The sequence below is a fragment of the Escherichia sp. WS2035 genome (assembly GCF_046487065.1).
Classification (GTDB): Bacteria; Pseudomonadota; Gammaproteobacteria; order Enterobacterales; family Enterobacteriaceae; genus Escherichia; species Escherichia coli.
Genome location: NZ_JBJQKD010000012.1, coordinates 67,494 through 93,673, shown reverse-complemented (window position 1 = coordinate 93,673; position 26,180 = coordinate 67,494). Strand labels below are relative to the sequence as shown.

Sequence of the window (26,180 nt, the reverse complement as noted above, 5' to 3'; positions counted from 1 at the left end):
TGCGCATCTGCGCAGGCTGGTGTAATTCATGTGCTCAACCCGAAGTTGACTTCACCTATCAATACCTCTGGGATCACCACTTTAGCAACCTGAAGCCAAACGCCACCAGCGGTCAATCGCAACAGCGTTTCGCAAAGTGTAACCAAAGGTTTGCAATCTCTTTTTTTGTCTTACTTATTTGCGTTTGGCTCACATTCCCACAATGAAAACACGCCGCCCCTTGAACCAACGGGCGTTTTCCGTAACACTGAAAGAATGTAAGCGTTTACCCACTAAGGTATTTTCATGGCGACCATAAAGGATGTAGCCCGACTGGCAGGCGTTTCAGTCGCCACCGTTTCCCGCGTCATTAATAATTCACCCAAAGCCAGCGAAGCTTCCCGACTGGCTGTGCATAGTGCAATGGAGTCTCTTAGCTATCACCCGAACGCCAACGCCCGTGCGCTGGCGCAGCAGACCACTGAAACGATCGGTCTGGTCGTTGGTGATGTTTCCGATCCGTTTTTCGGTGCAATGGTGAAAGCGGTCGAACAGGTGGCTTATCACACTGGTAATTTTTTATTGATTGGCAACGGTTACCACAACGAACAAAAAGAGCGTCAGGCCATTGAGCAACTGATCCGCCATCGCTGTGCTGCGCTGGTTGTCCATGCCAAAATGATCCCGGATGCCGATTTAGCCTCATTAATGAAACAAATGCCCGGTATGGTGCTGATCAACCGTATCCTGCCTGGCTTTGAAAACCGTTGTATTGCTCTGGACGATCGTTACGGTGCCTGGCTGGCAACGCGTCATTTAATTCAGCAAGGTCATACCCGCATTGGTTATCTGTGCTCTAACCACTCTATTTCTGACGCCGAAGATCGTCTGCAAGGGTATTACGATGCCCTTGCTGAAAGTGGTATTCCGGCCAATGACCGGCTGGTGACATTTGGCGAACCAGACGAAAGCGGCGGCGAACAGGCAATGACCGAGCTTTTGGGACGAGGCAGAAATTTCACTGCGGTAGCCTGTTATAACGATTCAATGGCGGCGGGCGCGATGGGCGTGCTCAATGATAATGGTATTGATGTACCGGGTGAGATTTCGTTAATTGGCTTTGATGATGTGCTGGTGTCACGCTATGTGCGTCCGCGCCTGACCACCGTGCGTTACCCAATCGTGACGATGGCGACGCAGGCTGCCGAACTGGCTTTGGCGCTGGCGGATAATCGCCCTCTCCCGGAAATCACTAATGTCTTTAGTCCGACGCTGGTACGTCGCCATTCAGTGTCAACTCCGTCGCTGGAGGCAAGTCATCATGCAACCAGCGACTAACCGCAGTTAAAGCAATTCCAGCGCCAGTAATTCTTCAATGGTCTGGCGACGGCGAATCAACCGCGCCTGACCATTATCAAACAGAACTTCTGGTAACAGCGGACGGCTGTTGTAGTTGGATGACATTGACGCGCCATATGCCCCTGTATCATGCAGTACCAGATAATCACCCGCCTTCACTTCCGGCAAGGCGCGGGTTTCGACATTTCCCCCTTCCTGCTGGGTAAAGACATCGCCCGATTCACATAACGGCCCGGCGACGACGGTTTCCACCGTTGGCGCGTGTTCCAGAGAACGACCATCAGCTGCCAGGGCACTGATATGGTGGTAACTACCGTACATTGCCGGGCGCATCAGATCGTTGAACCCGGCATCAACCAGAACAAAGTGGCGGCTACCCATTTGTTTGACGCTCCGCACTTGAGTAATTAATACGCCAGCCTGCGCTACCAGAAAGCGACCCGGTTCAATTTCCAGTTTCACAGGATGGCCCAAATGGCGGGCGATTTGCTCACGCGCGGCATTCCACAGACCATAATAATGTTCGGTATCAACCGCCTCTTCACCCTGTTGATAAGGAATAGAAAGCCCACCGCCCGCAGAAATAGCCTGTAAATCCTGACCGAATTCGAGGACTTGACGCACCATAGCACCACATACCTGTTCCAGATGGGCATAATCGACGCCAGAACCAATGTGCATGTGAATGCCGACCAGCTGTAGATGATGACGTTGTATCACGTCCAGTGCGGCGGGCAGATCGGTGTACCAGATACCGTGCTTGCTGTTTTCGCCACCGGTATTGGTTTTTTGGCTATGCCCGTGACCAAACCCCGGATTAACACGCAGCCATACCCGATGCCCTGGCGAAACCTGCCCCAGTTGGTCGAGCATATCAACAGAACCCGCATTCACCGGAATTTGCAATTCACTGACGCGTTCAAGCGTCGCCTGATCGATAACATCTGCCGTAAAAACAATATCATCAGGGTGCGTTTGCGGATTGTAACCCGCCGCCAGTGCACGCTCTATTTCACCTAACGAGACGGAATCCACTTTTACGCCCTGCTCACGCATTAAGCGCAAAATATGAATATTGGAACAGGCTTTCTGTGCAAAGCGCACCACATCAAACTGTTTCAGCGCCGCAATCTGCCGACGAATAATTTGCGCATCGTAGACCCACACCGGGCAGCCAAATTCTGCGGGCAAACGCAGCAGATTTTCGGCGGTGAGATCGGTATCAGTGCTGAACAGTGAATGTGGCATAACAAACTCCAGATAAGTGCTTTTTTATGATTACGCCACATCATAAAAAGAATAAAAAATATCGATTTATGTCGAGTCTATGCAAAAATGATATGGATTACCGGATTGCGAGAGAGCGCTAATGGCCGCCGTTAACTTACGTCATATTGAAATTTTTCATGCGGTAATGACCGCCGGAAGCCTGACTGAGGCGGCACACCTGCTACACACCTCACAGCCAACCGTCAGCCGCGAACTGGCGCGCTTTGAGAAGGTGATCGGGCTGAAATTGTTTGAGCGCATACGTGGACGATTACATCCTACCGTGCAAGGACTGCGTCTGTTTGAAGAAGTGCAACGATCCTGGTACGGACTGGATCGCATTGTCAGTGCCGCAGAAAGTCTGCGCGAGTTTCGCCAGGGAGAACTGTCTATTGCCTGCCTGCCGGTCTTTTCGCAATCTTTTTTACCGCAGCTCCTGCAACCCTTTCTGGCACGTTATCCCGATGTCAGCTTAAATATCGTGCCCCAGGAATCACCGCTACTTGAAGAGTGGCTCTCGGCCCAGCGTCATGATTTAGGACTCACTGAAACGCTCCATACGCCTGCGGGAACAGAACGTACCGAATTACTCTCTTTAGATGAAGTGTGTGTGTTACCTCCGGGCCATCCGCTGGCGGTAAAAAAGGTATTAACGCCGGATGATTTTCACGGTGAGAACTACATCAGCCTTTCCCGTACTGACAGCTATCGCCAGTTGCTGGATCAATTGTTTACTGAGAATCAGGTTAAACGACGCATGATCGTAGAAACCCACAGCGCCGCGTCAGTCTGCGCAATGGTACGGGCGGGGGTAGGCGTTTCAGTGGTTAACCCGCTCACCGCACTGGATTATGCGGCAAGCGGTTTAGTGGTGCGGCGGTTCAGCATTGCGGTTCCATTCACCGTCAGCCTGATCCGCCCCCTGCACCGCCCGTCATCAGCGCTGGTGCAGGCGTTTAGTGAGCATTTACAAGCGGGATTACCGAAACTGGTCACTTCTCTTGACGCTATTTTGTCGTCAGCTACGACAGCATAAAAGCGACAGCATCCTCGGCATGGATCGCCGCGGTATCAAACACAGGCAGAACACTGCGCTCTTCTGGCACCAGTAAACCAATTTCTGTGCAGCCAAAAATGACGCCCTGTGCGCCCTGTTCTGCAAGGCGAGCAATCACTTGCGCATAATAAGCGCGTGACGCTTCGGTAAATTGCCCCAGACACAGTTCTTCAAAAATAATCTGATTAATTTTCGCCCGGTCATCCGCTTCAGGAATAAGACAGTTGATGGAAAATTGTTCCGTCAGCCGCCCGCGATAAAAATCCTGTTCCATGGTGTAACGTGTACCCAGCAGCGCCACACGAGTCATTCCTGCCCCGGTAATTGCACGTCCAGTGGCATCCGCTATGTGTAAGAAAGGCAGAGAGCAACGAGACTCAATGGCATCCGCCACTTTGTGCATCGTATTGGTGCATAACACAATACCTTCTGCGCCCGCCCGCTGTAAGCCAAGCGCCGCCTCAGCCAGAATATCCCCGGTTTTGTCCCACTCACCGCGACGCTGGCACTCTTCTATTTCATGAAAATCGACGCTATGTAGCAGCACTTGCGCAGAGTGAAGCCCACCAAGCCGCTGTTTAATGCCTTCATTTATCAGACGATAGTAAGGAATAGTGGATTCCCAGCTCATTCCTCCCAGCAAACCAATTGTTTTCATTCCTCTCTCCTGATGAGTGTTACCGCAACAAGGCTGAATAAGGAACGAGGCAAACGCCTCAACGGCCAGGTGCCTAATCTCTATTAACGAAAAAAGGGCCGGATGTACAGCACATCCGGCCCGTGAAATCAGACGCCGATATTTCTCAACTTTTCGCCTGCCATCAGTTTGCGCTCGATATGTTCCAGCGTGACATTTTTGGTTTCCGGAATGAGCCAGAAAGTGATGCCCACAAACGCAATGTTCAGCGCAGTGTAGAGCCAGAACGTACCGGCAGCGCCAATGCTATCAAGCAGTGTCAGGAAGGTCGCGCCGATAATCATATTCGACACCCAGTTTGTCGTCGTTGAGCAGGTGATGCCAAAATCGCGGCATTTCAGCGGCTGAATTTCAGAGCACAAGATCCACACCACTGGCGCGGCGCTCATCGCATAACCGGCAATACACATCATCGTCATGCCAACAGAGAGCCAGGACAAGCCACTGGAAGCCGTACCGTTATCAAACTGCATCAGGCAGTAACCCAGCACCAGAGTGCCTAACGCCATCACGCTGAAACCAATTTTCAGCGCCGGCTTACGCCCTGCTTTATCTACCGTAAAGACCGCAATGAAGGTAGCGAACATAAAGGTCAGCCCCACGACCAGAGTCGCAATCATCTGTTGTTCTGTGGTCGTAAAGCCCGCCATTTTGAAGATACGTGGCGCGTAGTACATGATGATGTTCATACCGGTAAACTGCTGCATCGCCTGCAACAACATACCGAGAAATACAGCACGACGGACGTTACGGTTGATCTTAAACAGTGCCCAACCGCCCTGTTTTAACTTCAGGCTTTCGCGAATTTCGTTGAGTTCTTCTCGCGCTTTTTCCGACGTATCGCGCAGCATACGCAATACTTCTTCCGCCTCAATATGACGCCCCTTTTCCGCCAGCCAGCGCGGGCTATTTGGCAGGAAGACCACCAGAATAATCAGCAGAACTGCTGGTAAAGCAAGAACCCCCAACATTGCGCGCCAGTTACCGCTATAACTGAACGCTGTATCGGATAAAAACGCCAGCACGATGCCGAGAGTGACCATCAACTGGTACATGCTGATCATCTTACCGCGAACGTTTTCACTTGCCATTTCAGAAAGATATAGAGGAGCGGTGTAAGACGCGATCCCGACAGCAATGCCCAACACCACACGAGCGGCGATTAACATCTCTACGCTGGTCGCAAAAGCGGACCCTATCGAACCGAGTACAAACAGGATGGCCCCCGCCATCAGGCTGTATTTACGCCCCAGGCGGAACGACAGCCAACCATTAAACAGCGCACCAATTGCTGCACCGAGCATCATGCTACTGACCACCCATTCCTGCAAACGACTGGTCAGCACAAAGTGATCGGTAATGAACGGCAACGCTCCGGCGATTACGCCGATATCAAGACCAAATAACAATCCTGCGACCGCAGCAGCTACCGAAACAAACATATTCATACGCCGCGTATCCCGCAGAGGACGTGGCGTTAAAGCAGATTCCGTATTGATAGTAACCATTTTTTCCTGCCAGCAGAGAGTAAGACATAGTGAAAAAATACGTGAACAATTCACACAGGTGTCAGGTCGGAAATAGCATAAATATGGATTAAATTGCTACGACATGTCGTTATGTGATGGATATTCCAATTTTCAAATTAAGTTGAATTATTGAGATTATTATTAACCACCTAATTTTAAAGCAGATAAAATTCATAAAGTTCATCAATTGATAATTGATATGGATTATTTCATAACCATGATATGGATTATGATGATCTACAGGTATAAAAAACCCTGCCATGCGACAGGGTCATAAAAGTAAGAGGAATGAATTAACGCGCCAGCCAACCGCCATCCACGGCAATGGTATAACCATTCACATAATCTGAAGCGCTGGAGGCAAGGAACACCACCGGCCCCATCAGGTCACTCGGCAGTCCCCAACGGCCAGCTGGAATGCGGTCGAGAATTTCCGCGCTACGTTGTTCATCTGCCCGCAGTTGTTGAGTATTGTTGGTCGCCATGTAACCCGGAGCTATCGCATTAACATTAATGTTGTGTTTAGCCCATTCGTTCGCCATCAATCGCGTCACGCCCATCACACCGCTTTTTGATGCGGTATAAGAAGGCACACGGATCCCGCCCTGGAAGGAGAGCATTGACGCGATATTGATAATCTTGCCGCCATTGCCTTGCGCGATAAAGTGTTTCGCCGCTGCCTGAGACATGAAGAATACGCTCTTGATATTCAGGTTCATGACATCGTCCCAGTCTTTTTCGCTGAATTCGAGAGCGTCTTCGCGGCGAATCAATCCGGCGTTATTCACCAGGATATCAATATGACCAAACTCCGCTACCGCGCGATCCAGCAGTGCTGGAATGCCATCAATCTTTCGCAGATCGGCGGTCAGGCTTAAAAAACGACGCCCCAGCGCCGTGACCTGCTTGATGGTTTCAGTCGGTTCAACGATGTTAATGCCAACAATGTCACAGCCCGCTTGCGCCAGCCCCAACGCCATCCCCTGGCCCAGCCCAGTATCACAACCAGTGACGACCGCAACTTTACCTTCGAGAGAAAATGCACTTAAAATCATAACAATACCTTATTCGTTTATGCCCACAACTAGCGCAAATCTTTAACGGCCACATGGTCCATATCATCAAAAACCTGGTTTTCACCGACCATGCCCCAGATAAAGGTATAAGCTTTGGTTCCGACGCCGGAATGGATCGACCAGCTCGGGGAGATCACCGCCTGCTCGTTATGCATCACAATGTGACGCGTTTCTTGCGGTTGCCCCATCATGTGGAAAACGCAGGCGTCATCATCCATATTGAAATAGAAATAAACTTCCATCCGGCGCTCGTGGGTGTGACACGGCATGGTGTTCCACAAGTTACCTGGAGCCAGCTCCGTCAGCCCCATACTCAATTGGCAGGTTTCCAGCACATCCGGGACAAAATATTTGTTAATCGTGCGACGGTTACTGGTGAGGTTATCGCCTAACGTGACTGGAGATACTTCGTCCGGTGTGACTTTTTTGGTGGGATACGTCGTATGCGCGGGTGCGCAATTGTAATAAAACTTCGCCGGAGTGGCGGTATCAATACTGGCAAAGACAACTTCTTTTGCACCTTTACCAACATACAGGGCGTCGCGGTGACCGATTTCATAGCATTGACCATCGACAGTAATCGTACCGGCACCGCCAATATTGATAACACCTAACTCGCGACGTTCAAGGAAATAGCTTACGCCGAGTTGTTTACCAACTTCCCCGCCAACGGAAACCGTTTTAGTTACCGGCATAATGCCGCCAACAATAATACGGTCAATGTGGCTGTAAACCATGGTGTACTCATCGGCGACAAATACCTTTTCAACCAAAAATTCATTGCGCAGCCCCTGGGTATCCAGCGTTTTTGCGTGCGCGCTGTGGATGCTCTGTCTTACGTCCACATCAACCTCCGATAATCAGTGAAGCGTGAAAATAGAAAACAATAATAAAACACTGTTTCGTTTTCTCTATGAGGGGATGATATGCCCATGGGATAGGGTTTTCAATTAAAAATAAAACAATGTTTCATTTTCAAGTTAAGGATTAAAAAAAGTGCAGTGTCGATCACGAATATGTCATGAGAATGGAAAAATCAGGGAGCCCTGAAAAGGTATGTCGACTCACCAGCCATCATTATTCAACAGATTAATGACGGCAGATATTTATCGGTAAGGAGGTAATGCAGAGCTACTCGTCACGTTCAATGGTCAATGCCACACCCTGGCCTCCGCCGATACAAAGCGTTGCCAGTCCTTTGCGGGCATTACGTTTCACCATTTCATGAACAAGAGAAACCAGGATTCGGCAACCGGAAGCGCCTATCGGGTGACCGAGTGCGATCGCACCACCATTAACATTGACCCGACGCTCATCCCATTCAAGCATCTTGCCAACCGAAAGCGCCTGTGCAGCAAACGCTTCATTAGCCTCGATAAGATCGACATCAGCCAACTGCCAGCCAACACGCTCCAGGCAACGGCGGGTCGCATACACCGGCGCAATTCCCATCAATGCCGGATCCACACCAACGCTGGCAAATGCGCGGATGCGGGCCAGCACGGGTAAATTCAACGCTCGTGCTTTGGCTTCGCTCATCATCATTACTGCAGCTGCCCCATCGTTTATGGATGATGCATTACCCGCTGTCACAGAACCGAGACTATCAAATGAAGGATTTAAACGGGCTAAGCCTTCTGCGCTGGTGTCAGTGCGTGGCTGTTCATCGGTATCAACAACCAACGTCTGACCGTTACTTTGGGTTATTACCGGGACGATCTCATCTTTAAATCGTCCGGCGTCAATCGCCGCTCGCGCTTTTTGTTGCGAGCTAAGTGCGTAAGCATCCTGCAACTGACGGCTGATGCCATATTCGCGAGCCAGATTTTCGGCGGTGACACCAATATGATAATCATTGAAGGCATCCCACAACCCATCATGCACAAGACTATCAACCAACTGGCTATTGCCAAGCTGTGCGCCGGTGCGGCTATCAGTCAGAACATGTGGTGCGCGGCTCATGTTTTCCTGGCCACCGGCGATGACAATATCAGCCTCGCCACACTGTATCGCCTGAGTAGCCAGATGCAGTGCTTTAAGCCCGGAACCACAAACGTCATTAATAGTGATTGCAGAAACGCTATTAGGAAGACCACCTTTAATAGCCGATTGTCTTGCCGGATTCTGCCCTGCCCCTGCAGTCAACACCTGACCAAGAATCACTTCATCCACCGCATATGCAGGAACGCCGGTACGTTCTATTAACGCTTTGACGACCAGGCTGCCAAGTTCCACGGCGGAATGACCCGCTAACGCACCACGAAAGCAGCCGATAGGTGTCCGTAACGCCCCGACAATCACAACGTCTTTCATCACAACCTCGCACCAATTAACAGTGCAATAGTAAATGATTGTTAATTACAGTTATCTTAATTGTTTAAAAAAAGTGACCATTATCACAAAGGAAATACGCCTGAGTAGTAGTCAGAGACATAACTGGCACGTAAGGTTTGCAACCACTAACCCACCAATAGAGAGGTAGATAAGGCGTTAATCTCCCATACTTAACCTGGTTTATGGTAAATTGCCCTCCATTTTGTTTAATTTGTAGATGATACGTTCAGATAATGTCTAATATTTGGTCAAAAGAAGAAACTCTGTGGAGTTTCGCACTCTACGGCACAGCCGTTGGTGCAGGCACGCTCTTCCTTCCTATTCAGTTAGGTTCGGCGGGGGCTGTGGTCCTGTTTATTACTGCTCTGGTCGCCTGGCCTTTAACATATTGGCCACATAAAGCCTTATGCCAGTTCATCCTCTCATCGAAAACATCAGCAGGTGAAGGGATAACGGGCGCGGTAACACACTACTATGGCAAGAAGATTGGTAATCTGATTACCACGCTGTACTTCATCGCCTTTTTTGTCGTCGTGTTGATATATGCAGTGGCAATTACCAACTCACTTACGGAACAGCTGGCAAAGCATATGGTTATTGATCTTCGCATCCGTATGCTAGTGAGTCTGGGGGTTGTATTAATCCTGAATCTCATTTTTCTGATGGGACGCCATGCCACTATTCGGGTAATGGGATTTTTGGTATTCCCATTGATTGCCTATTTCTTATTTCTTTCTATTTACCTGGTCGGTAGTTGGCAACCTGATCTATTAACAACCCAGGTAGAGTTCAATCAGAATACCCTTCACCAGATATGGATATCGATTCCCGTGATGGTTTTCGCTTTTAGCCATACGCCCATTATTTCTACGTTTGCCATAGACAGACGTGAAAAATATGGCGAACATGCTATGGATAAATGCAAAAAAATTATGAAAGTCGCTTATCTCATCATCTGCATAAGTGTATTGTTCTTTGTCTTTAGCTGCCTGCTTTCTATTCCACCTTCGTATATTGAAGCGGCTAAAGAAGAAGGGGTTACCATTTTATCGGCGCTTTCTATGCTGCCGAACGCCCCAGCATGGTTGTCAATTTCCGGGATTATTGTCGCAGTAGTTGCGATGTCGAAATCATTCCTGGGTACGTACTTTGGCGTTATTGAAGGTGCCACAGAGGTCGTCAAAACAACATTACAGCAGGTTGGTGTAAAGAAAAGTCGTGCATTTAACCGCGCACTATCAATTATGTTGGTATCGCTGATTACCTTCATTGTTTGTTGCATTAACCCGAACGCGATTTCGATGATTTACGCGATCAGCGGCCCGCTCATTGCCATGATACTTTTCATCATGCCTACGCTGTCAACGTATCTCATCCCGGCGCTTAAACCCTGGCGTTCCATCGGAAATCTGATTACCCTGATCGTGGGTATCCTGTGCGTATCGGTAATGTTCTTTAGCTAATATCCGTTGTGGATGGTTCAAAATTGCTTCAATTTTGAACCATCCCAGTTTTCATAATGTTCATTTGTTATTATTCCGCTCTATCACTTCTCTCGTAATATTATATAATTATCAGCCAGTTAAACACACAAAGAGTTCTGAACATCTTAAATAAGACTATTTAAGATACATGACGATTGCATTGCGTAAACGCTTTTTATTTACAAAAAAATGGGGAAGTATTACGGCGATTGCGAAAAGTCTGAAGCGCTTGAATTAAGATAATATAGAAAATCAGATACAACAAAAATGGCAGGTAGATGATGTGAAGATAAATTGGAGCGGGCGAAGGGAATCGAACCCTCGTATAGAGCTTGGGAAGCTCTCGTTCTACCATTGAACTACGCCCGCTTCGAGATGCGTAAGGCATTATAAACCTTACGCTCTCCTTAGCAAGTACCACGCTGCTGACTGCTGATTAATTCGCCATCAGCATTTTGGCTTGCTGCCCTGAGGCGGCAAGTAACGTAGCGGATCAATTGCCGTTGCACGGTAACGAATCTGGAAATGCAGGCGAACAGATGCCGCATCAGTGCTCCCCATAGTGGCGATTTTTTGCCCAGCCTTCACGCTTTGCCCATTATTTACCAGCATCGTGTCATTATGAGCGTAAGCCGTAATGTAATCTTCACTGTGTTTAATCATGATGAGATTACCGTAGCCACGCAGCTGGTTGCCCACATACACCACCTTTCCTGCACCCGCGGCGTAAATAGGTGTACCTCGTGGAGCTGAGATATCAATCCCTTTATTGCCGCCATCTGCTGTCGAATACGGCATGATAACTTTCCCTGTCGTTGGCCATAACCAACAACGTTGCCCTACTGGCGGCCAGGAAGATTTCGGTACCGCTGATGACGGTGTAACCGATGCGGTTTTGGTCGTGGATTTGGCGGTTGATTTACGTGTACTACTGCTACTTTTCGCCCCACCCAGTTTTAGTTTCTGACCTACTTCAATGGTGTAAGGGGGGGAAATGCCGTTCAGTCGCGCCAGTTCTTTTACGCTGGTTCCCGTGGTGCGCGAAATACGATATAGCGTATCCCCCCGTTTCACGGTGTAAACGGAGCCGGAATACGTTCCTGTATCGGATGATTTGCTACCCGAACAGCCCGCCAAAAGCAGTCCAACCGATAACAACATCACGATACCCAGAGATTTTTTATTCAGGCGTCCCGCACTCAAAATCTTTCCTCGCTTAAAAAACAAGACGCCATATCATAGCAGCCAGCCTCTTGATACCCAATCTCTTGCTTCTGGAAAAACGATGTAATAGAGAAAGAGGTTAATTTCATTTGGCAAAGGGAAGTATCATCAGCAAAATATTTGCTGTAGTGGTATCGAATTTCCTGACTTTTACCCTATTTCCCACCTTGATGCGTAATAATCCTAATTTATCACATTGATTTTATCGCCACTCATATTGATACGTATCACTGTCCCTATTCAGAGTCCTGTTTCGTATCATATCTGTGTTTTTTTAACGTCATCACACTTCCTTCCTCCCCTCACGCATATAGTCGTTTCTGGCGTAATTCTTGCCTGCTAAGACTAAATCTTTGCCATAAGAACCAAATGTTCAAACCGAGGGGATTTCTATGGAAGCGCGGGAAGCAACCGCTACGGGTGAATCATGCATGCGCGTCGATGCCATTGCTAAGGTCACCGGGCGGGCACGATATACTGACGATTATGTTATGGCGGGCATGTGTTACGCGAAATATGTACGTAGCCCTATCGCACATGGTTATGCCGTAAGTATTAATGATGAACAAGCCAGGAGTTTGCCGGGCGTCCTGGCGATTTTTACCTGGGAAGATGTGCCAGAAATCCCATTCGCCACGGCAGGGCATGCCTGGACACTTGACGAAAACAAGCGCGATACTGCCGATCGTGCCCTGCTAACGCGTCATGTTCGTCATCATGGTGACGCCGTTGCCATCGTCGTAGCCCGCGATGAACTCACGGCAGAAAAAGCGGTGCAATTGGTCAGCATTGAGTGGCAAGAATTACCCGTTATCACCTCGTCAGAAGCGGCGCTGGCAGAAGACGCTGCACCAATCCATAACGGTGGCAATTTACTGAAACAAAGCACGATGTCGACGGGTAATGTCCAACAAACAATCGATGCCGCCGACTACCAGGTACAGGGGCACTATCAGACGCCCGTTATTCAACATTGTCATATGGAAAGCGTGACATCGCTGGCATGGATGGAGGATGACTCGCGAATTACCATCGTTTCCAGCACCCAGATCCCGCACATTGTTCGCCGCGTGGTTGGTCAGGCGCTGGATATTCCCTGGTCATGCGTACGAGTCATCAAACCGTTTATCGGTGGCGGTTTTGGTAATAAACAGGATGTACTGGAAGAGCCAATGGCGGCATTCCTGACAAGCAAACTTGGCGGCATTCCGGTGAAAGTTTCTCTTAGCCGTGAAGAGTGTTTCCTCGCAACCCGTACCCGCCACGCTTTTACTATTGACGGGCAAATGGGCGTGAACCGCGACGGAACATTGAAAGGTTATAGTCTGGATGTTCTGTCTAACACCGGCGCTTATGCATCTCACGGGCACTCCATTGCTTCTGCTGGGGGGAATAAAGTCGCTTACCTTTATCCTCGTTGTGCCTACGCTTACAGTTCAAAGACCTGCTATACCAACCTCCCCTCGGCTGGTGCGATGCGTGGTTATGGCGCGCCACAAGTCGTATTTGCCGTTGAGTCTATGCTTGATGATGCCGCGACAGCGTTAGGTATTGATCCTGTTGAAATTCGTTTACGCAACGCCGCCCGCGAAGGAGATGCTAATCCGCTCACGGGAAAACGTATTTACAGCGCAGGGTTGCCGGAGTGTCTTGAAAAAGGCCGGAAAATCTTTGAATGGGAAAAACGCCGTGCAGAGTGCCAGAACCAGCAAGGCAATTTACGTCGTGGCGTTGGCGTCGCCTGTTTTAGCTACACCTCTAACACCTGGCCTGTCGGCGTAGAAATAGCAGGCGCGCGCCTGTTGATGAATCAGGATGGAACCATCAACGTGCAAAGCGGCGCGACGGAAATCGGCCAGGGTGCCGACACCGTGTTCTCGCAAATGGTGGCAGAAACCGTGGGAGTTCCGGTCAGCGATGTCCGCGTAATTTCGACACAAGACACCGACGTTACACCATTCGACCCCGGCGCATTTGCCTCACGTCAGAGCTATGTTGCCGCGCCTGCGCTGCGCAGTGCGGCACTGTTATTAAAAGAGAAAATCATCGCTCACGCCGCAGTCATGCTACATCAGTCAGCGATGAATCTGACCCTGATAAAAGGCCATATCGTGCTGGTTGAACGACCGGAAGAGCCGTTAATGTCGTTAAAAGATTTGGCGATGGACGCTTTCTACCACCCTGAACGCGGCGGGCAGCTCTCTGCCGAAAGCTCCATCAAAACCACCACTAACCCACCGGCGTTTGGCTGTACCTTTGTTGATCTGACGGTCGATATTGCACTGTGTAAAGTAACCATCAACCGCATCCTCAACGTTCATGATTCGGGCCATATTCTTAATCCGCTGCTGGCAGAAGGTCAGGTACACGGCGGAATGGGGATGGGCATTGGCTGGGCGCTATTTGAAGAGATGATCATCGATGCGAAAAGCGGCGTGGTCCGTAACCCCAATCTGCTGGATTACAAAATGCCGACCATGCCGGATCTGCCACAACTGGAAAGCGCGTTCGTCGAAATCAATGAGCCGCAATCCGCATACGGACATAAGTCACTGGGTGAGCCACCCATAATTCCTGTAGCCGCTGCTATTCGTAACGCGGTGAAGATGGCTACCGGTGTTGCAATCAATACACTGCCGCTAACGCCAAAACGATTATATGAAGAATTCCATCTGGCAGGATTGATTTGAGGATAACATCATGTTTGATTTTGCTTCTTACCATCGCGCAGCAACCCTTGCCGATGCCATCAACCTGCTGACTGACAACCCGCAGGCCAAACTGCTCGCCGGTGGCACTGACGTACTGATACAGCTTCACCATCACAATGACCGTTATCGCCATATTGTTGATATTCATAATCTGGCGGAGCTGCGGGGAATTACGCTGGCGGAAGATGGCGCGCTACGTATCGGCTCTGCAACGACATTTACCCAGCTCATTGAAGATCCTGTAACTCAACGTCATCTCCCGGCGTTATGTGCTGCGGCTGCATCAATCGCCGGGCCGCAGATCCGTAATGTCGCCACCTACGGCGGAAATATTTGCAACGGTGCCACCAGCGCAGATTCTGCCACGCCAACGCTAATTTATGACGCGAAACTGGAGATCCACTCCCCGCGCGGTGTTCGTTTCGTCCCGATTAATGGCTTTCACACCGGGCCGGGCAAAGTGTCTCTTGAGCATGACGAAATCCTTGTCGCCTTTCATTTTCCGCCACAGCCGAAAGAACACGCGGGCAGCGCGCATTTTAAATATGCCATGCGCGACGCAATGGATATTTCAACAATTGGCTGCGCCGCACATTGCCGACTGGATAACGGCAATTTCAGCGAATTACGCCTGGCATTTGGTGTTGCCGCGCCAACGCCGATTCGCTGCCAACATGCCGAACAGACTGCACAAAATGCGCCATTAAACCTGCAAACGCTGGAAGCCATCAGCGAATCAGTCCTGCAAGATGTCGCCCCGCGTTCGTCATGGCGGGCCAGTAAAGAGTTTCGTCTGCATCTCATCCAGACGATGACCAAAAAAGTGATTAGCGAAGCCGTCGCCGCGGCGGGGGGGAAATTGCAATGAATCACAGCGAAACAATTACCATCGAATGCACCATTAACGGGATGCCTTTTCAGCTTCACGCCGCACCAGGCACGCCGCTCTCGGAATTACTCCGCGAACAAGGACTGCTAAGTGTCAAACAAGGGTGCTGCGTGGGTGAATGTGGTGCCTGTACGGTGCTGGTCGACGGCACTGCGATAGACAGTTGCTTATTCCTTGCGGCCTGGGCTGAAGGAAAAGAGATCCGCACGCTGGAAGGTGAAGCGAAAGGCGGTAAACTTTCTCATGTCCAACTGGCTTATGCGAAATCTGGTGCAGTGCAATGCGGGTTTTGTACGCCGGGCCTGATTATGGCTACCACGGCAATGCTGGCGAAACCACGCGAGAAGCCATTAACCATTACGGAAATTCGTCGTGGACTGGCGGGAAATCTTTGTCGCTGCACGGGGTATCAGATGATTGTAAATACAGTTCTGGATTGCGAGAAAACAAAGTAAAAGATATCCGGCCTGAATTCAGGCCGGATTCTCAGAGGTTATGTGTTTAACAACTCATATTTCTTAATCTTGCGATAGAGCGTAGCAATGCCGATGCCCAGTTCATCAGCAACTTCCTTCTTGCTGTTATGACGTGAAAGCGCCTCGCGGATCATTTGCTTTTCCATCTCTTCCAGCGCCGTGCCGCCCGCATCATCGAGTGACAGGTGCGCCTCACTGGCCTCTGTTACATCACTTTGCTCCGTTGTGCCATTATTCAGCAGATTTGGCGGCAATAGCGTGCTGTCGATAACTTCACCTGAAGGAACAACGTTAACCAGATATTCCATCAAATTGCTTAACTCGCGCAGGTTTCCGGGCCAACGATGCTTACGCAATATTTCGACGACATCAGGAGCAATGCCAGGATAAACCGATCCCAGACGACGGGTATGCAGATGTAAAAAGTAATGCACTAGTAATTCAATATCTTCCTGACGTTCACGCAGCGGTGGAAGAGTTATCGGGATAACATTAAGTCGGTAGAAGAGATCTTCGCGGAATTTACCTTCGGCAATGAACTGGGCCAAATTCTGATTAGTTGCAGAAATGATGCGGATGTCGACTTGTATTGGGCTACTGGCACCAATCGGCAGAATTTCACGCGCCTCAATAGCGCGCAGTAATTTAGCCTGCAACATTAATGGCATATCACCAATTTCATCGAGAAACAGCGTGCCCGTATTCGCCGCCTGAATCAACCCTGTTTTACCGTTGGCAGAAGCGCCAGTAAATGCGCCTTTAACATAACCGAACAGTTCGCTCTCCAGAAGCTGTTCCGGAATCGCGGCACAGTTGATAGCAATAAAGGGTTTATTCCGTCTTCCGCTCAACTTATGGATTGCACGGGCGACGACTTCTTTACCCGTGCCGCTTTCACCAACCACCATAACGCTGGATGGGCTGGGTGCAATACGGCTAATGAGTCGTTTTAATTGCCGCATAACACGGCACTCGCCAACCAATTGTTCAATATGCGGTTCATCAGGTGCATTTGCTACAGAAAAACTGGTATGCGATTGGTGAAACGCCATTAAAAATAGTTGTCGGCCCTGGATGTTATGCAACTGACCAATGATTAATTCACTTTTATCATCCCACGAAACAATATGTTGCATATGACCATGGGTAAAATTACTCTCAAATGTTAATGGTCTGAAACGAACAGGTTTTCCAATAATATTATTTTGTACAACACCGAGTGTTTTTAAAGCTGTCTGATTAACAAACTGAACCCGATTATCAGCATCAACCACTAACACGCCCTGATCCATATTATCGATCATGGTCGCGAATATTTTACTGATGTTATCTCCTGGTCCCTGATCCTCCAGAAGTTTAGAAACAAAAATGGTGGATATATGGCGAACGTAATCGGAAAATTCGCGTAAATTATCACTGATATGTTCTTGTTGCTCGTGGGTAACGGCAATCAAACTTATCACCCCAACACAACGATCCTGTAAAATGACTGGCGTACCCAGAAATGCTTTTTCGCGGCAATTTTCTTTACTATCGCAACCTTCACAAAGGGGATCGAAGCGAGACTGTGTCACAACTTTTTCAGTTTTCGTTTCCAGGACGTGGCGGAGCAGACGTGAGTTGCCGCTCAACTGGCGGCCAAGAAACTTCCCATACGCGCCCGTTCCGGCGACGCGACACAAGTTTTCATCAACGATCTCAACCTCAAGCTGCAAAACGCTGGCAAGCATTCTGGCAAAACGCTGAATTGTTGGTTGAATTTGCATCAATACTGACTGCGTAGTCGCAAGCTCCATAGCTTTACCTTCCAGACTTACTTAAAAGTCGATCATTGAAGACGTTGATGGTTCACAGATCATGATGATATTAACTCAGGCGAAATTGGCTTTGATAAAAACATAAGATTTTTATCACTTTCTAATAAAATTATGGAAGAGATATCACATTTCTATATCAATATGAGAATTACAGCGGCAAGTTTATCAAACTGAAGAGAGATAGCCTGCCTCTTTATCTTATTTCTGATACTTAGCAGCAAATAAATAACGTAATAAAAAAAGCCAAACGTTTTCGTATTTTACAAACAACCGGAAACTGGCATCAATATGTGATCAACCCCACACATTATCCGTCAAATTAGCCTTTCGCAGCCGCGTGGATAATTCTGGCACACTTATTGTTAGTCCGAGGTATAGCTGTGAAAACACCAATCACTTTGGCACGTCACAGTGAAATAAACCACTTTGCCTGTCATTCCACTATCGGGACTTTATGATGAAAACTGTTAATGAGCTGATTAAGGATATCAATTCGCTGACCTCTCACCTGCATGAAAAAGATTTTTTGTTAACGTGGGAACAGACGCCAGACGAACTGAAACAAGTACTGGACGTTGCCGCCGCGTTAAAAGCACTGCGTGCTGAAAACATCTCAACCAAAGTCTTTAATAGTGGATTAGGTATTTCCGTATTCCGCGACAATTCCACCCGTACCCGCTTCTCTTATGCTTCCGCGCTTAACCTGCTCGGCCTTGCACAACAAGATCTTGACGAAGGTAAATCACAAATCGCTCACGGCGAAACCGTGCGTGAAACCGCCAATATGATCTCCTTCTGCGCTGACGCTATCGGTATTCGCGACGATATGTATCTGGGCGCAGGCAACGCCTATATGCGTGAAGTTGGCGCTGCACTTGATGACGGTTACAAGCAGGGTGTGCTGCCGCAGCGTCCGGCTTTAGTGAACCTGCAATGCGATATTGACCACCCGACTCAATCAATGGCTGATCTGGCATGGTTACGTGAACACTTTGGTTCACTGGAAAACCTGAAAGGTAAAAAAATCGCCATGACCTGGGCCTACTCCCCAAGCTATGGCAAACCGCTCTCTGTACCACAAGGCATCATCGGTCTGATGACCCGCTTCGGTATGGATGTCACCCTGGCCCATCCGGAAGGCTACGACCTGATCCCGGATGTCGTTGAAGTTGCTAAAAACAATGCTAAAGCCTCCGGTGGTAGCTTCCGTCAGGTCACCAGCATGGAAGAAGCCTTCAAAGACGCAGACATCGTTTATCCGAAGTCCTGGGCACCTTACAAAGTGATGGAAGAGCGTACTGAACTGCTGCGTGCGAACGATCACGAAGGACTGAAAGCGCTGGAAAAACAGTGTCTGGCACAGAACGCACAGCACAAAGACTGGCATTGTACCGAAGAGATGATGGAGCTGACCCGTGATGGCGAAGCCCTGTACATGCACTGCCTGCCAGCTGATATCAGCGGCGTATCCTGCAAAGAAGGTGAAGTGACTGAAGGCGTATTCGAAAAATACCGTATCGCTACCTACAAAGAAGCCAGCTGGAAGCCTTATATCATCGCCGCGATGATCCTGTCCCGTAAATACGCCAAACCAGGTGCACTGCTCGAGCAACTGCTGAAAGAAGCGCAAGAACGCGTGAAATAACCCCTCGGGCCGATCAGCTGGTCGGCCCTCTATTTCCAGAGGCCAAAAGGATAGGATATGTCCGTTTTCTCATTAAAGATTGATATCGCCGATAACAAATTTTTCAACGGCGAAACATCACCGCTTTTTTCGCAAAGCCAGGCAAAACTGGCACGCCAGTTCCACCAGAAAATTGCTGGTTATCGCCCAACACCGCTTTGTGCGCTGGACGATCTCGCAAACCTGTTTGGTGTAAAGAAAATTCTCGTTAAGGACGAATCAAAACGCTTCGGTCTGAACGCCTTCAAAATGCTCGGCGGCGCATACGCCATCGCTCAATTATTGTGTGAAAAATATCATCTTGATATCGAAACGCTATCATTTGAGCACCTGAAAAATGCCATTGGCGAAAAAATGACTTTCGCGACCACCACCGACGGCAACCACGGGCGCGGTGTGGCATGGGCCGCTCAGCAACTCGGACAGAATGCGGTGATTTACATGCCGAAAGGTTCTGCTCAGGAACGCGTTGACGCCATTCTAAACCTCGGTGCCGAGTGCATCGTCACGGATATGAACTATGACGATACCGTTCGCCTGACCATGCAACACGCGCAGCAGCACGGCTGGGAAGTGGTACAGGACACGGCATGGGAAGGTTACACCAAAATCCCAACCTGGATCATGCAAGGCTACGCAACACTGGCGGATGAAGCCGTCGAGCAAATGCGTGAAATGGGCGTAACCCCGACACACGTTCTGCTGCAAGCAGGTGTCGGTGCAATGGCCGGTGGTGTGCTGGGTTATCTGGTCGACGTCTATAGCCCGCAAAATCTGCACAGCATTATTGTTGAACCTGACAAAGCTGACTGTATTTATCGCTCCGGCGTCAAAGGCGACATCGTCAACGTTGGCGGTGATATGGCCACCATCATGGCGGGCCTGGCCTGCGGCGAACCTAACCCGCTGGGCTGGGAAATCCTACGTAACTGCGCCACCCAATTCATCTCCTGCCAGGACAGCGTTGCCGCATTAGGTATGCGCGTGCTGGGTAATCCGTACGGCAACGACCCGCGCATCATCTCCGGTGAATCCGGCGCTGTCGGTTTGGGCGTTCTCGCAGCGGTTCATTATCACCCGCAACGTCAAAGCCTGATGGAAAAACTGGCGCTGAACAAAGATGCCGTGGTGCTGGTTATCAGCACTGAAGGCGACACCGACGTGAAGCACTACCGCGAAGTTGTCTGGGAAGGCAAACACGCTGTAGCACCTTAATCACCCTATTGGAACTGCTCCCTGCAAAACGGGGAGTAAAAAATCTGGAGAAAAATAATGGCTAAGAATATTCCATTCAAACTGATTCTTGAAAAAGCAAAAGATTACCAGGCAGACATGACTCGCTTCCTGCGCGATATGGTTGCTATTCCCAGTGAAAGCTGCGACGAGAAACGCGTAGTACATCGTATTAAAGAAGAGATGGAAAAAGTCGGCTTCGATAAAGTTGAAATCGACCCAATGGGCAACGTTCTCGGTTATATCGGCCACGGCCCGCGTCTGGTGGCAATGGACGCTCATATCGATACAGTCGGCATTGGCAACATCAAAAACTGGGACTTCGATCCGTATGAAGGCATGGAAACCGACGAGCTGATCGGTGGTCGTGGTACTTCCGACCAGGAAGGCGGCATGGCGTCTATGGTATATGCCGGTAAAATCATTAAAGATCTCGGTCTGGAAGATGAATATACCCTGCTGGTTACCGGTACTGTGCAGGAAGAAGACTGCGACGGCCTGTGCTGGCAGTACATTATTGAACAATCCGGCATTCGCCCGGAATTTGTGGTCAGTACCGAACCAACCGACTGCCAGGTATACCGTGGTCAACGCGGTCGTATGGAAATTCGTATTGATGTTCAGGGTGTTAGCTGCCACGGTTCGGCACCAGAACGCGGTGATAACGCCATTTTCAAAATGGGTCCGATTCTTGGCGAATTACAAGAACTCTCCCAACGTCTGGGTTATGACGAATTCCTCGGCAAAGGCACCCTCACCGTTTCTGAAATTTTCTTCACCTCCCCAAGCCGTTGCGCTGTCGCAGACAGCTGCGCAGTTTCAATCGACCGTCGTCTGACCTGGGGCGAAACCTGGGAAGGCGCGCTGGACGAGATCCGTGCCCTGCCTGCAGTACAAAAAGCGAATGCTGTCGTTTCTATGTACAACTACGACCGCCCGTCCTGGACTGGCCTGGTTTACCCAACCGAATGCTACTTCCCGACCTGGAAAGTGGAAGAAGATCACTTCACCGTTAAAGCACTGGTGAATGCTTATGAAGGGCTGTTTGGTAAAGCGCCTGTCGTTGATAAGTGGACCTTCTCGACTAATGGCGTATCCATCATGGGTCGCCACGGCATTCCGGTCATCGGTTTTGGCCCCGGTAAAGAACCGGAAGCGCACGCGCCAAACGAAAAAACCTGGAAATCTCACCTGGTAACCTGTGCCGCTATGTACGCTGCAATCCCATTAAGCTGGCTGGCAACCGAATAATTACTCTTCACTTATTCCCCTCCGGTTCACCGGAGGGTTTTTGGAGTTTGCTATGCGCGTATTGATAAAAAACGGCATTGTTGTTAATGCAGATGGACAGGCGAAGCAGGATTTGCTGATTGAAAGCGGGATTGTTCGCCAGTTGGGTACCGATATTTCGCCGCAACTCCCTTGCGAAGAAATTGATGCCTCTGGCTGTTACGTTTTCCCTGGCGGCGTGGATGTCCATACGCATTTCAATATTGATGTCGGCATCGCGCGCAGTTGTGATGATTTTTTTACCGGTACCCGCGCAGCTGCGTGTGGCGGTACAACAACCATTATTGACCATATGGGATTTGGCCCAAATGGCTGCCGGTTACGCCATCAACTGGAAGTTTATCGCGGTTATGCCGCCCACAAAGCAGTCATCGACTACAGCTTTCACGGTGTCATTCAACATATTAATCACGCTATCCTCGACGAAATTCCGATGATGGTTGAGGAAGGACTGAGCAGTTTTAAACTCTATTTAACCTATCAATATAAACTCAACGATGATGAAGTGTTGCAGGCATTACGCCGCTTGCATGAGTCCGGCGCGCTGACCACCGTGCACCCGGAAAATGACGCAGCTATCGCCAGCAAGCGGGCGGAGTTTATCGCCGCAGGGTTAACCGCGCCGCGTTATCATGCCTTGAGTCGACCTCTGGAATGCGAAGCGGAAGCCATCGCCCGCATGATTAACCTGGCACAAATTGCCGGTAACGCCCCGCTCTATATCGTGCACCTGTCTAACGGCTTAGGTCTGGATTATCTGCGTCTTGCCCGTGCGAATCACCAGCCAGTCTGGGTTGAAACCTGCCCACAATATCTCCTGTTGGACGAACGCAGTTACGATACAGAAGATGGCATGAAGTTCATTCTTAGCCCACCGCTGCGTAACGTACGCGAGCAGGACAAACTGTGGTGTGGCATCAGCGATGGTGCGATTGACGTGGTGGCAACCGATCACTGCACCTTCTCGATGGCTCAACGCCTGCAAATTTCTAAAGGCGATTTCAGCCGCTGCCCAAATGGCTTACCCGGTGTGGAGAACCGCATGCAACTGCTGTTCTCCAGTGGCGTGATGACGGGGCGTATCTCACCGGAGCGTTTTGTTGAGTTAACCAGTGCAATGCCCGCCAGGCTGTTTGGCCTGTGGCCACAAAAAGGATTATTAGCGCCCGGTTCCGATGGCGACGTGGTGATTATAGACCCACGTCAGAGCCAACAAATTCAGCATCGCCATCTCCACGACAACGCTGACTACTCGCCATGGGAGGGTTTTACCTGTCAGGGCGCGATTGTCAGAACCTTATCCCGTGGTGAAACGATTTTCTGCGACGGCACCTTTACAGGCAAAGCCGGGCAAGGTCGTTTCCTGCGACGCAAACCGTTTGTCCCTCCCGTGCTCTAACCACTGCCAGGGATCTATACACAATCAAGAATGATGAGTGAGGAAAAATGAGTAAGAAAATTGTTCTCGCCCTGGGCGGGAATGCGCTGGGCGATGACCTGGCCGGACAAATGAAAGCGGTAAAAATTACTTCTCAGGCAATTGTTGATTTAATTGCCCAGGGACATGAGGTCATCGTCACTCATGGCAACGGGCCACAGGTGGGCATGATTAACCAGGCCTTTGAAGCTGCCGCAAAAACTGAAGCGCACTCGCCAATGCTGCCGATGTCTGTCTGTGTTGCCTTAAGCCAGGGTTATATTGGTTACGATCTACAAAACGCCTTAAGAGAAGAACTGCTTTCTCGTGGCATTAATAAACCTGTAGCAACGCTGGTTACCCAGGTCGAAGTCGATGCTAACGATCCGGCATTCCTCAACCCGACCAAGCCGATTGGTTCGTTCTTTACCGAGCAAGAAGCAGAGCTACTGACAAAACAGGGTTACACTCTGAAAGAAGATGCGGGTCGCGGCTATCGTCGTGTCGTTGCTTCGCCAAAACCGGTTGATATCATTGAAAAAGAAACGGTTAAAGCTCTGGTAGATGCCGGACAGGTGGTGATCACCGTTGGCGGTGGTGGTATCCCTGTTATTCGTGAAGGTAACCATCTGCGTGGTGCCAGCGCGGTTATCGATAAAGACTGGGCCAGTGCCCGTTTAGCAGAAATGATCGATGCCGATATGCTGATCATTCTGACTGCGGTAGAAAAAGTGGCCATTAACTTCGGAAAAGAGAATGAACAGTGGCTCGATCGCCTGTCATTAAGTGATGCTGAACGCTTTATCGAAGAAGGTCATTTTGCGAAAGGTTCTATGCTGCCTAAAGTGGAAGCTGCCGCCTCGTTTGCTCGCTCTCGCGCAGGTCGTGAAGCACTGATTACCGTATTGAGCAAAGCGAAAGAAGGGATTGAAGGCAAAACCGGAACGGTGATTTGTCAGTAATTTAAAGGCCGGATGGGTAATACCATCCGGCCATTTTCATTTAAGCCACTTCCAGCACTTCTTTTGTCGCTTTAACGCCCTGATGCATCAACATCATTAACGCCTCAAGTACGCCGCCGCCAATCGCCCGGGCTTTATCAGAAACGCTGGTGAAATCAGCCGTTTCACCACGAGGATCGATATCACCAATTTTAAAACCACCGACCACGGCCAGTCCGTCGTTCAACAAGCCACGCACCATCCCCGTCAACGGTGCTTTAATTTCATGCTCACCAATCCAGGCAATGACATCGCCCTCTTTCACCAGATCGCCTAATTTCACGTTGGATCGCATAATGCCTGCAGCAGGAGCGCGGATCACTCGTCGGGTGGTATGCCCCATAATATTGCCGGGAACACCGGTATTCTCCTGCGCACAACCTGAGTAAATCACCTGACCGAGCCAGTGCCCGCGATTTGTTTCAATTACCGCATGACAATCCTTCCCTGCAGTAAAGCCCGGCCCAAGCGCGATTGTTACTGGTGCCATATCTGCCCGCGTTCCCAAATTCTGTTTCGCCAGAATAGCGTCCACCACGCAAAGCGGTTTCAGTTCATCAAGCAATGAACAGGTGGGATCTACCATCACAGGGATAAATCCGCGTTCGGTAAGTTTCATCGCTTCCGCAGAGCTGGTTGCCAGGCGGGCGGTGACGCCTTCGACCGTCATTTCGCCATCGAACACGGCCTGGGCAAACGCCACGGTACAACGAATCACTGTCGGTTTTTCCACTTCCAACATGATCACTTTAAAACCCGCATGATACAGACGTAGCGCTACACCACTGGCGATATCCCCCGCACCGCGAATCACCACCAGCTGGTGTCCGGAAGGATGAGAAGGCTTCATCATCAGCCCACCCGGCGCGTTATTTTTCACCTGTAATATTTCTGCCAGCACGCTGATGGCGATCTCCTGCGGCGTTTCCGCACCTATGTTGTAACCAACGGGCGCATGTAAACGGGCAATATGTTCTTCAGCCACGCCTTTCTCACGCAATTGGTGTAGGAAAAGCTGAACCTTGCGGCGACTTGCCAGCAACCCCAGCCATGCAATGGGTTGTTCAATGAGTTTGTCGAGGGCTTCACGATCCTGATTATTCGTGGCAATCAGGACAAAATTATCAGGGCGAATATCCAGTGCTTCCACTGCCGCACCAAACGACTCAGCATGGAGAAGCGTGGTTGATGGTGGGAATAGTTCAGGATTGAGGCTTTCGCGATAAATATCGGCAACGGCGATATCAAATCCTAATAGCGCCGCACTCTGGGCTATCGCCCGGTTGACATGCCCCGCACCAATCAACACCAGACGTGGACGCATACCATGGACGCTGATAAATACTGACATTGCACCTCCACAATCTGACCCGACAGCATCCGCACCGTTACGAGCCATACGTCCATGGAATAATCGCGGCTTACGTTCCTGCAATGCCTGAAGCGACTCTTCAATCACCTTCCGCTCAACCATTCCGCCACCAATTGTACCGACGATAGAACCATCGGCGCGCACTAACATTTGTGCAGAATGGCGGGGGGTTGAGCCTCGGCTATCAACAATTTGCGCCATCGCAAACGGACAATTTTGCTCTTCGAGTTTTGCAGCCTCTGTGAAAATATTCATACCAACCTCAATGGATATCCTTTCAGT

20 protein-coding genes and 1 tRNA gene are annotated in these 26,180 nt (G+C 49.8%); 11 read left to right on the top strand and 10 right to left on the bottom strand.

The features are described from left to right. The first annotated feature begins 285 nt into the window (after positions 1–285). Positions 286–1,317 (top strand): HTH-type transcriptional regulator GalR, encoded by a 1,032-nt coding sequence (gene galR, locus ACJHX4_RS19025; RefSeq protein WP_000201041.1) that lies wholly within the window; start codon positions 286–288, stop codon positions 1,315–1,317. A 6-nt stretch (positions 1,318–1,323) separates the two neighbouring features. On the opposite strand, the gene lysA is transcribed toward galR, so the two are convergent. Next, entirely contained in the window at positions 1,324–2,586 is a 1,263-nt protein-coding gene (gene lysA / locus ACJHX4_RS19020; RefSeq protein WP_001120720.1) for a diaminopimelate decarboxylase, read from the bottom strand. A 121-nt stretch (positions 2,587–2,707) separates the two neighbouring features. Here lysA and lysR point away from each other — a divergent pair, with 121 nt between their 5' ends. Then, positions 2,708–3,643, top strand: coding sequence for a DNA-binding transcriptional regulator LysR (gene lysR, locus ACJHX4_RS19015; RefSeq protein WP_000741810.1), 936 nt, complete (start codon positions 2,708–2,710; stop codon positions 3,641–3,643). Here lysR and ygeA read toward each other — a convergent pair. The 5 genes from ygeA to ACJHX4_RS18990 all read right to left on the bottom strand — a co-directional run bounded on the left by ygeA (position 3,630) and on the right by ACJHX4_RS18990 (position 9,279). Beyond that, positions 3,630–4,322: an amino acid racemase gene (gene ygeA, locus ACJHX4_RS19010; protein WP_000848653.1), complete on the bottom strand. Its 693-nt coding sequence runs from the start codon at positions 4,320–4,322 to the stop codon at positions 3,630–3,632. The genes lysR and ygeA overlap by 14 nt on opposite strands. 128 nt (positions 4,323–4,450) lie before the next feature. Continuing rightward, positions 4,451–5,869 carry an arabinose-proton symporter AraE gene (araE, locus tag ACJHX4_RS19005; RefSeq protein ID WP_000256426.1) on the bottom strand — a complete coding sequence of 473 codons (1,419 nt, stop codon included), beginning with the start codon at positions 5,867–5,869 and terminating at the stop codon, positions 4,451–4,453. A 314-nt stretch (positions 5,870–6,183) separates the two neighbouring features. Next, positions 6,184–6,945 carry a 2-dehydro-3-deoxy-D-gluconate 5-dehydrogenase KduD gene (gene kduD / locus ACJHX4_RS19000; RefSeq protein ID WP_000603518.1) on the bottom strand — a complete coding sequence of 254 codons (762 nt, stop codon included), beginning with the start codon at positions 6,943–6,945 and terminating at the stop codon, positions 6,184–6,186. 29 nt (positions 6,946–6,974) lie between these two features. Then, entirely contained in the window at positions 6,975–7,811 is an 837-nt protein-coding gene (kduI, locus tag ACJHX4_RS18995; protein WP_000383248.1) for a 5-dehydro-4-deoxy-D-glucuronate isomerase, read from the bottom strand. A gap of 286 nt (positions 7,812–8,097) precedes the next feature. Further along, a complete protein-coding gene (locus tag ACJHX4_RS18990; RefSeq protein WP_000656017.1) occupies positions 8,098–9,279 on the bottom strand; it encodes an acetyl-CoA C-acetyltransferase in 1,182 nt (393 codons plus the stop codon). 254 nt (positions 9,280–9,533) lie between these two features. Here ACJHX4_RS18990 and ACJHX4_RS18985 point away from each other — a divergent pair, with 254 nt between their 5' ends. Further along, positions 9,534–10,763 (top strand): amino acid permease, encoded by a 1,230-nt coding sequence (locus ACJHX4_RS18985; protein WP_000065950.1) that lies wholly within the window; start codon positions 9,534–9,536, stop codon positions 10,761–10,763. 316 nt (positions 10,764–11,079) lie between these two features. Here the strand turns inward: ACJHX4_RS18985 and ACJHX4_RS18980 are convergent. Together ACJHX4_RS18980 and actS are read right to left on the bottom strand one after the other, a co-directional pair. Beyond that, positions 11,080–11,153 (bottom strand) — tRNA-Gly (locus tag ACJHX4_RS18980). 78 nt (positions 11,154–11,231) lie between these two features. Next, positions 11,232–11,987, bottom strand: a complete 756-nt coding sequence (actS, locus tag ACJHX4_RS18975) for an amidase activator ActS (protein ID WP_001272558.1) — start codon at positions 11,985–11,987, stop codon at positions 11,232–11,234. Between the two features lie 413 nt (positions 11,988–12,400). On the opposite strand from actS, the gene xdhA reads away from it, so the two are divergent. Genes xdhA through xdhC form a run of 3 tightly spaced genes read left to right on the top strand, consistent with a single transcriptional unit; the run spans position 12,401 to position 16,063 of the window. Further along, on the top strand, positions 12,401–14,698 hold the full coding sequence (gene xdhA, locus ACJHX4_RS18970; RefSeq protein WP_000388187.1) for a xanthine dehydrogenase molybdenum-binding subunit XdhA: 2,298 nt from the start codon (positions 12,401–12,403) through the stop codon (positions 14,696–14,698). Positions 14,699–14,708: 10 nt separating this feature from the next. Next, positions 14,709–15,587, top strand: a complete 879-nt coding sequence (gene xdhB, locus ACJHX4_RS18965; RefSeq protein ID WP_000459203.1) for a xanthine dehydrogenase FAD-binding subunit XdhB — start codon at positions 14,709–14,711, stop codon at positions 15,585–15,587. After that, the gene (gene xdhC, locus ACJHX4_RS18960) at positions 15,584–16,063 is read left to right on the top strand and encodes a xanthine dehydrogenase iron sulfur-binding subunit XdhC (RefSeq protein WP_001016598.1); all 480 of its coding nucleotides are present in this window, start codon (positions 15,584–15,586) and stop codon (positions 16,061–16,063) included. The genes xdhB and xdhC overlap by 4 nt, the downstream gene beginning before the upstream one ends. A 38-nt stretch (positions 16,064–16,101) precedes the next feature. Here xdhC and ACJHX4_RS18955 read toward each other — a convergent pair whose 3' ends face one another. Next, complete coding sequence (locus ACJHX4_RS18955) at positions 16,102–17,880, bottom strand: sigma-54 interaction domain-containing protein (protein WP_000417783.1); 1,779 nt, start codon at positions 17,878–17,880, stop codon at positions 16,102–16,104. 478 nt (positions 17,881–18,358) lie between these two features. Between ACJHX4_RS18955 and ygeW the strand changes: the two genes are divergently transcribed. Genes ygeW through arcC form a run of 5 tightly spaced genes read left to right on the top strand, consistent with a single transcriptional unit; the run spans position 18,359 to position 24,487 of the window. Then, positions 18,359–19,546 (top strand): knotted carbamoyltransferase YgeW, encoded by a 1,188-nt coding sequence (gene ygeW / locus ACJHX4_RS18950; protein ID WP_000859787.1) that lies wholly within the window; start codon positions 18,359–18,361, stop codon positions 19,544–19,546. Between the two features lie 57 nt (positions 19,547–19,603). Beyond that, positions 19,604–20,800 (top strand): diaminopropionate ammonia-lyase, encoded by a 1,197-nt coding sequence (gene dpaL, locus ACJHX4_RS18945; RefSeq protein WP_000110493.1) that lies wholly within the window; start codon positions 19,604–19,606, stop codon positions 20,798–20,800. A 57-nt stretch (positions 20,801–20,857) separates the two neighbouring features. Next, positions 20,858–22,069 (top strand): YgeY family selenium metabolism-linked hydrolase, encoded by a 1,212-nt coding sequence (locus ACJHX4_RS18940; protein WP_001107125.1) that lies wholly within the window; start codon positions 20,858–20,860, stop codon positions 22,067–22,069. A 52-nt stretch (positions 22,070–22,121) separates the two neighbouring features. Next, positions 22,122–23,507 (top strand): D-phenylhydantoinase, encoded by a 1,386-nt coding sequence (hyuA, locus tag ACJHX4_RS18935; RefSeq protein ID WP_021533512.1) that lies wholly within the window; start codon positions 22,122–22,124, stop codon positions 23,505–23,507. Positions 23,508–23,554: 47 nt separating this feature from the next. Beyond that, positions 23,555–24,487, top strand: coding sequence for a carbamate kinase (gene arcC, locus ACJHX4_RS18930; RefSeq protein ID WP_000037984.1), 933 nt, complete (start codon positions 23,555–23,557; stop codon positions 24,485–24,487). 40 nt (positions 24,488–24,527) lie between these two features. Here the strand turns inward: arcC and yqeB are convergent, their stop codons facing one another. Further along, positions 24,528–26,153, bottom strand: coding sequence for a selenium-dependent molybdenum cofactor biosynthesis protein YqeB (gene yqeB / locus ACJHX4_RS18925; protein ID WP_001020370.1), 1,626 nt, complete (start codon positions 26,151–26,153; stop codon positions 24,528–24,530). Positions 26,154–26,180 lie beyond the last annotated feature (27 nt).